Raw genomic sequence first — 8,115 nt, 5'->3', positions numbered from 1 at the left:
TATCGGAATCCAAAAATCTTTTCAATACGGCATTACCGAAAGAACCTGTTCCACCAGTAATTAAAAGAACTTTATCTTTAAAAAGCGACATAATTGTTTATTCTTATATATAAAATATGGTATCTTTAATAAAAGAAAAAAAAGTCCAAAAGGAAATCTTAATAAAAAAGCAAAAACACTTTTTTTCTCCAAAGATCTTAAATAGTCAGTATTCAAAGCTCTATAAAACTCACACCTTCTAAGTAATGAGACAGGAGAATTCAATAACATTAATGCAATGTTAAATCTTAGGATTGTCAAATATCCAAAATATTCTTTTACAATATTAGTAGCAGCAAAGACATCATTATAATCCTTAGAAATAATATTTAAAATATAAAATAAAGATTCTATTTTAGAATTAGAGTTTAATGATCTAGTAATCGAATTCTCTCGAATTTTGTAGATGTACGTACTATCAGAAATAGCTACAACCCTTGAAGCTATTTTAGATAAACGATATGACCAAATAATATCTTCATGTAACAGATTTGGAGTAAACTTAACATCACTCAATTCTAAAAAAATTCTCTTGTATAATTTATTACATGCACTAACATTCCACTCACGCATTAAAAAAGATCTCAAAATTTCTTGACCTCTCTTTTCTCCCATTTGTAGAGTAGGGATATGTACAGAAGCATCTACACCAACTAATTTTATATTTGCAATCGTAAAATCAGCATCTACGTTAACAATTCTATCATAATGTTTTTCAATACAATCTTGCGTTATCTCATCATCCGAATCCATAAAAAAGACATACTCTCCCCTAGCTTTTTGCAAACCAGTATTTCTTGCAACAGAAAGGCCCTTATTCTTTAAATGAGTATAAATATATACATCTTTCTTGCGTGGATGATCTTTTAGAATTTCTCTAATAATATTCATACTATTATCCTGTCCGCAATCATCAACTATTATATATTCTATAGATTTGAATGTCTGATCTAATGCTGACAGCAATGTTTCCTTTATATATAATTCAACATTATATACAGGAATTACAATAGAAACTTTATACATTAGCATCCTAATTAAGAACAAAAAATATATCTATTTTTCAATATCATCAACCGCATAAAATAAGGACTTAATAAAAACGAACAATTAGCTAGTAAGAATACAATAGATAATATTTTTAGCTTTATATCACCTTTACAAAAGATTATCCAAAAAATTGTCAACTGTTTCATTCTTATCATATTATTAAATTCTTGCTTAGCTATTTCATTCTTTGTCACTATTTCAGCAACCTTAGTTGTTATTGCTTTAAGATTCTCTTTTATAAGAGAAAATATATTCATTCCACATGTAGTTAATACCGAATAATCACCTATAAATAATCTATTTACTTCCTCATTCATTGTAAATCCAAAGAAAAACAATTGTTGTTGCTGTGATATGAACAAATGGTTATATAACATCAAATCTCTTTTAATTCGACTTTCGCCATTTCTAGTTAGTCGATATTTTAATAAGGGGATTGGTATTACACCCAACTTATACCTATTTCTTATAAGCCTACACCATAATTCATAATCTTCGACTACTAATGCAGTTTTATCATCTTTATATTTATTATTCTTGAAAACGCTGGCTTTTCCCATCACTGACGGATGCACTAAAAAAGAACCGAAAATTGTATACAAACTTAATATTGTAGAATTGGTTAACCCTATAGAATGTATTCCTTTTATCCTACCTTTAGAATTCATCAAATAAACTTGACTCCCACAGATATCCAAATCTTTTTCTAGAATAAATTTGAGTTGATGTTCAATACGATTAGGTAAAGCAACATCATCAGCATCCATTCTAGCAATATAATCTCCAGTCGCCAAATCAATAGCTTTATTAAGAGTTTTTATAAGCTTCAAATTACATTCATTTGTGACGACCCTCACATTATTATATTGAGTAGCATAATTTGATAACAGCACCGAAGTATTATCTATCGAACCATCATCCACACATATTATTTCTATATTCCTATGCGTTTGAACAATTATGGAGTCTAATGCCTCTGACAAATACTCTGCAGCATTATAACACGGAATAATAACACTTACTTTAATTTTACTAATATCCATTATAACAACATAAAATTATCAAATTCGAATCCAACTCTCTGTAAATATGTTAGGATCTTTAAACAAAGACTTAAACCATCTAATCGGAGCAATCATTATTTTATCAGAATGTTTATTTAGTTGAGCAGCCCACCAACTAAAAGTACTATTAGCAATTATATTATGATGACATAGGCTCATCAAAAACATATCTATATAACTATCTTTTCCCTTGTTATTATTCACAAAAGTTACATTAGGCACATTTATTATACTTTTTGCCCAATCTATATCATCTGAAAACACAAAAAAGAATGGCTCATCAACACATTTCAATATATACTCTATAGCTTTCTGATAATATTCCTCATTACAAATATCGCCGTATATATTTCTATATTTTGGAAGAAGATAATCACCGCGTCTTATATGTATACTAATAGAATTATTTGCCTGAATCTTAGTCATTATAAAAGAATTTGTAACATCTAATTTCAATGGCCATCTAAAATTCAATACAATATCAACATCCTCCCAAAAACATTTATCCTGCCAAAACCCCTCAAATAATACACCATTGACATCCAGACGCCCATCTGTTGATATATATTGTCTGTTTTTAAAAATCTTATTTATTAGCTTAATAGATTTTACAATTAAATCTGTACTCAAAGATGAATTTGGTAGCTTTACCTCAAAGACCTTCTCTATTTCAAGTCCATTGTGGGCTCTTAATCCCTTTTTAGGGTAATAACCATAAATATTATCTTTATCACAACGCATATCTAACCAAAGATAAAACACATATTGAAAAAGTTGATTACCTAATCCTCCTTGAAAAGTTACAATTTTCATTTGCATTTATTTTTACACATATAATTTTTAACAAATAGAGAAAAATTAGCAATATTAATATTTCTAACATTTTCTGCATCAAATTATCGCCAAAACTTGGAGTTAGAATTAATTGAGGAAAAAATAATAAATTAAAGCCAATAGCTTTTAACCAGTAAGAAGGGTGGACAAGAAAAGTTAAAATGATTCTCAAATATAAAAAGTTAATGAATATCGAAATAATAACAAACATCCACCCCTGCCACAAGGAAACTAAAAAGGCAGAGGTACCGACATTTGCGTACTCAGAATTTCCCAAGTTCAACAATTCAGGTATTCTTCGAGATGGTGTACCAGCAACAGTACCATTATAACTAGTTGGAGTTGGCTTCGCATTCCAAATAGCCCGAGGCATATATTTAAAAAGGCTTCCAACATAAGGCTCATACCCAGCAAATCCTTCACCATCTCTCGTAATAAGAGTTGTACTATATGCTATACTATTCAATTTGAGATTCAAATGATATAATGTCAATTCTGCAATTGATTTCATATCAGACGAGTCCAATTGGGAACCTGATCTCTTAGCTGATAAAAATGGCAAAAGAAGCGAAGCACATAGTAAAAGAATAACCAAAGGCGAAAAAAAAGATAAATATCTCCCACGTTGTATATAATGCCATTTTTTTATAATATAAAGCCATATGAAAATCACTAAATATATTCTCGCACCACCAATAAATGATGAGTATAAAGTAGATAATATGATAAAGAAAAGAAAAAAGCGATTCTTCTTATTATGACTACCACAAAATATATTAACATAAAAATATGAAGATATATAAGTTGAAAAGAACGATAAGAGAAAAAAAGTACCATTTTCCACCGTATCAATATCATTATTTTCTAGATAGTTTGATCGAAAAAACAAATTATATAGAAATAATGACAATGAATATATAATCAAGATATTCTCTTGTACTTTAACGTTTGAAGCCTCTTCAAACGTTAAAATTGATTTCAATTTCCACTTTAAAGAAAATCTAAACAATAACAAAATTAATAAATAAAAATAAACTTCACCTATTGCAAACAAATTATACTCTTCAATTTCTATCCCTACCATTGATTCAAAAAAATACCAATAATCACAATTGCTTAAGAGTATAGGTAATGTATACCATAATGTAAAGGAAACCAAAAGGACTAAGGTAAAAAATATAGGTACTCTATTACTTTTATGCAATGAAAAAAGTAATAGATAAATCCCTATAATTCCACAAAAGAGAACAAACAATCTAAAACTCATAATAATTAGAAATTTATTTTTTCACAAATTTCTGTTTTGTTCGAGAAAATATATTAATGTTTGTTTTAATCAAATCTTTAGTAAATGCTTTATAAAGGAAATAAATAAAAAGCGTAAAGTTACCTCTTTTTATAGCACACGAGGCATAACTCACAGATGCAGATACATATTGATAAATTAAATCTTTTCTTATTTTAGGATAATAAAATGACATTCTATTAATTTGATTAAGCATAGCCTTTTGACTCTTTATGGAATTTAGATGGGTCATAGTAACACCTTGACTATGTATTCTATAAACTCCCATCATATCACTGATATAATGAATACGACCGTGTTGTGACAAATTTATAAATATATTAAAATCACCACAAAAGCCACCTATTTTATTACAAAGCACCCAATCTAAACTTATTTTCCTATAAAGAACGCTACAAGTAGGTACAAGCCAATTATTTATAATATCCCATGCAGATATTTCTGATTTAGCTATATTAACAAAACGACTTGTATTTCCATTCTCTAATTTCCAAACACTATGGAAACACATAGAATAGTCCGTATGACTTTCTAAGAAATCTACCTGTTTTTGCAACTTTAACGGATCTATCCAATAATCATCTCCTTCACACATTGCTATATATTTCCCCCTTGCCCGAGGCAGATTGTATACAATGTTTATATCCAATCCTTTGGAATACTGATTTTCAACCTGATAAATGGGCTTAATTATATCAGGATATTTAGCCTCGTATTCTTTAATTATTCCGGCTGTATCATCAGTAGAGGCGTCATCATGAATTAAAACCTCAAAAGGAAAATTCGTTTTCTGTATTAAAAAGCCATCTAAACATTGCCGGATGTAAGATGAATGGTTATAAGTTATACAGAAAATGCTTACTAAAGGGGGAGTATCAATATTCTGCATATATTCGATTATATTGATCAAGCATTACATGATTCATCTCCTCCTTTGAATCAAACTTAAAAAATAAGAAAGCCAATGGTTCCGACATATAATCCTTAATATAATCTCCAGATCTCCAAAGGATACATTCATCAAATATATACTTTCTCAAATCATCAGGCACGACCAAGCTTTTCACCACACCATTTTGAGTTCCCATGATAGTTCTATAGGCCCAAAACCCATGTTGCTGGATATCTACAGGGAAATGACTACAATCAAGACCACAATGTGTTCTTGCCTCCCAATAGTCCCAATTTATTCCTGTCAATTTCTCAGCAGGAATCATATACAGGTTACCAAGGATGCGCCTCATAGCCTCAATGATATATGGTTTACCATCTTTAATTCTATATTGCATTGATAGTATTCCATCTTTTAACCCCAAAATATTAACCATCTTTTCCGCTTCATTTATTAAATGATCTCTGACACAATCAAAATTATCAGCCGGATAAGTATCTATTTCCACACGATAAGGATTCACAAAAGAATATTCATTATTCGTACAATAGGCTACAACCTTCTTATTAAGAATGAAAGTACAACATGCGTGTTGTGAACCATCAATATAAGGTTCAATAACAATATGTTTAATTCTCGAGTGTTCGAAAGCATTTCTTATTGCACTTTTAGCTTCTTCATAGCAATCGGCTTTCGCTACTCCTCTACCTGCACTTAAATCTGTAGGTTTCACTATAATCGGATATTCAGCCTTATCAAGCCACTTCACCGCATCCTCTTCCTCAAAGAAATATTCTGATTGAGGGGTTGTTATACCGTATTCTCTAGCAAATTTCTTAAAACGATCTTTATGATGCATGATTAAAGTGTTTTCATAACTATCATGACCGGGAAGTCCCATTTCTTCCGCAACATAAGCAGCTGTAATCACCCCTATATCATTACAACAAGCACAAATGGCATCTATGTTTAATTTCCGAGAGAGAGCTAATACTTCCTCCTTACAAGAGTAATCCATCTGGATATATTGATTTACATACTTTTCACCAACTAAACCTGGACGATTGCCAATTGACACTACATAAAAGCCCATTTCTTTTAATGCCAAAATCAACCTTAAGTCATTATGGCTTGTATTTAAAATAAGTACCTTTTTCATTTCGTAAACTGTTTCAATTCATTGAATAACTCTAAAACTAAAGTTTCTGTTTTTTCCCAACCCAGACATTGATCTGTAATAGACTGTCCATACACATTTCCTCCAACCGGTTGGCATCCATCTTCAATATAACTTTCAATCATCAAGCCTTTTACCGAAGACAATAATCTGGAGTCACGTTTCATAGAAAGTAAAACATCTTTAGCAACATTTATTTGCTCTAAAAAATCCTTATTTGAATTACTATGGTTACAGTCTATTATAAAAGCAATATTTTCTAGGTTTCTTTGTTGGTACAAATCATAAATACGAATTAAATCATCATAATGATAATTTGTATTAGCCTTTCCATTCACATCTAAAAAGCCACGTAAAACAGCATGTGTACATACATTCCCATGTGAAATAACCTCCCAGCCATTATATATAAAATGGTGAGGATGTTGGGCTGTTACAATAGAATTCAACATTACAGAGATATCACCACTTACAGGATTTTTCATTCCTACTGGAACATTTAAGCCACTGGCAGTCAACCTATGTTGTTGATTTTCTACAGATCTTGCCCCAACCACGACATAGGACAATAAGTCTGATACATAACGGATAACTTCCGGATACAACATTTCATCCGCACCAAATAATCCGGTTTCTTCTATAACTTTTTTATGAAGCCTGCGAACAGCTAATAAACCTTCAACAATATCCTCCTCGCGATCTAAAAAAGGTTGATGCAACAAACCCTTATAACCATCTCCTATTGTTCTAGGTTTACTGGTATAAATCCTAGGAATAATCAATATCGTATCCTTAACCTCTTCTTGAAGTTTGGCCAAACGCTTCGCATAATCAAGTACAACATTTTCTCTATCGGCAGAACACGGACCAATTACCAAAATAAATTTATCCGATTTGCCTTCGAAAATATCCCTTATTTCTTTATCACGTAAAATTTTGCGTTTTGAATATTCTTTATTTAAAGGATATTTCAACATCACCTCCTGAGGCGTAGGTAATTTTTTTAAGAAATCCATAACATTCTTCTGTATGATTAATTATATAGTGTCTAATTCTACTTTACACCCCATTTCTGCTGACATATATGCTGCATAAATTATTCTAATGGTATCATATGCCAGATCGAATCCAGCCTTAGGATCTCTATCATAAAAAATAGCTTCCATAAAGTCACGCATTTCATCTGTATAACCTCTGATTATTTCATCTTCAAGAAAAGGCTTATTCCAACCGATTTTGGAGGGTAACATCTCTGATATATACACATTATCTAAATTATCTTCATCTAGAAAATAAGTACTCATTAAATCTGACATAGTCAATGTACAATTTATGGCAGCGTCATTACAATATAACTCTACATAATTTTTACTTCCTCCCAACAAAGTATCAGTAGCTATAATGACAGCCCGCGAATCATCAGTAAAATTTAAAATTACAGTACCACAATCTTCAACATCGACAGGATTAGCCGCAATATGCCTATGTTCGTAATCAGATAAATTGGGGGTAATACGTCCCATATCAGCTATGACACTTTTTACCTTTATGTCAATACCATGTGCTTTAGCTTCTTGTTGTTTTAACCATAAAATAGCTGATAAAGGATGTGAACCTGTCCTTATGAAAGTACCTCCGCCCGTTTTATCCCATTCACCCGCAACTGGAGAACTAGAACCTTTAAGACTTTCTTCACCTTTTGCATATAAAATACGACTTTTCTTTGCTGTAATAATCTCCGCAGCTTTTAATA

8 protein-coding genes are annotated in these 8,115 nt (G+C 30.9%); all 8 read right to left on the bottom strand.

Annotation, left to right across the window (positions count from 1 at the left end; all coding sequences use genetic code 11):
- Positions 1-60: 60 nt before the first annotated feature.
- On the bottom strand, positions 61-1,065 hold the full coding sequence (locus ACLUJM_RS11800; RefSeq protein WP_005778132.1) for a glycosyltransferase family 2 protein: 1,005 nt from the start codon (positions 1,063-1,065) through the stop codon (positions 61-63).
- A gap of 11 nt (positions 1,066-1,076) precedes the next feature.
- Positions 1,077-2,132 (bottom strand): glycosyltransferase family 2 protein, encoded by a 1,056-nt coding sequence (locus ACLUJM_RS11795; RefSeq protein WP_220576254.1) that lies wholly within the window; start codon positions 2,130-2,132, stop codon positions 1,077-1,079.
- An 18-nt stretch (positions 2,133-2,150) separates the two neighbouring features.
- Positions 2,151-2,972: an alpha-1,2-fucosyltransferase gene (locus ACLUJM_RS11790; protein WP_412412890.1), complete on the bottom strand. Its 822-nt coding sequence runs from the start codon at positions 2,970-2,972 to the stop codon at positions 2,151-2,153.
- Positions 2,932-4,071 (bottom strand): hypothetical protein, encoded by a 1,140-nt coding sequence (locus ACLUJM_RS11785; protein ID WP_234211170.1) that lies wholly within the window; start codon positions 4,069-4,071, stop codon positions 2,932-2,934. Before ACLUJM_RS11785 ends, ACLUJM_RS11790 begins: the two co-directional genes overlap by 41 nt.
- 196 nt (positions 4,072-4,267) lie before the next feature.
- Complete coding sequence (locus tag ACLUJM_RS11780; protein ID WP_234211168.1) at positions 4,268-5,182, bottom strand: glycosyltransferase family 2 protein; 915 nt, start codon at positions 5,180-5,182, stop codon at positions 4,268-4,270.
- The gene (locus ACLUJM_RS11775; RefSeq protein ID WP_005808190.1) at positions 5,169-6,344 is read right to left on the bottom strand and encodes an ATP-grasp domain-containing protein; all 1,176 of its coding nucleotides are present in this window, start codon (positions 6,342-6,344) and stop codon (positions 5,169-5,171) included. The genes ACLUJM_RS11780 and ACLUJM_RS11775 overlap by 14 nt, the downstream gene beginning before the upstream one ends.
- Entirely contained in the window at positions 6,341-7,378 is a 1,038-nt protein-coding gene (locus tag ACLUJM_RS11770) for a 3-deoxy-7-phosphoheptulonate synthase (protein WP_412412889.1), read from the bottom strand. The genes ACLUJM_RS11775 and ACLUJM_RS11770 overlap by 4 nt, the downstream gene beginning before the upstream one ends.
- A gap of 21 nt (positions 7,379-7,399) precedes the next feature.
- Positions 7,400-8,115 (bottom strand): Gfo/Idh/MocA family oxidoreductase (locus ACLUJM_RS11765; protein ID WP_412412888.1); only part of this gene is annotated, 716 nt, incomplete at its 5' end.

The organism is Finegoldia sp., assembly GCF_046991905.1.
GTDB lineage: Bacteria > Bacillota > Clostridia > Tissierellales > Peptoniphilaceae > Finegoldia.
This window is presented reverse-complemented; position numbering and strand designations above follow the sequence as displayed.

Coding starts and splice junctions, on each gene's coding strand:
- ACLUJM_RS11800 (WP_005778132.1), bottom strand. CDS start 1,065: ATGTATAAAGTTTCTATTGTAATTCCTGTATATAATGTTGAATTATAT.
- ACLUJM_RS11775 (WP_005808190.1), bottom strand. CDS start 6,344: ATGAAAAAGGTACTTATTTTAAATACAAGCCATAATGACTTAAGGTTG.
- ACLUJM_RS11785 (WP_234211170.1), bottom strand. CDS start 4,071: ATGGTAGGGATAGAAATTGAAGAGTATAATTTGTTTGCAATAGGTGAA.
- ACLUJM_RS11790 (WP_412412890.1), bottom strand. CDS start 2,972: ATGCAAATGAAAATTGTAACTTTTCAAGGAGGATTAGGTAATCAACTT.
- ACLUJM_RS11780 (WP_234211168.1), bottom strand. CDS start 5,182: ATGCAGAATATTGATACTCCCCCTTTAGTAAGCATTTTCTGTATAACT.
- ACLUJM_RS11770 (WP_412412889.1), bottom strand. CDS start 7,378: ATGGATTTCTTAAAAAAATTACCTACGCCTCAGGAGGTGATGTTGAAA.
- ACLUJM_RS11795 (WP_220576254.1), bottom strand. CDS start 2,132: ATGGATATTAGTAAAATTAAAGTAAGTGTTATTATTCCGTGTTATAAT.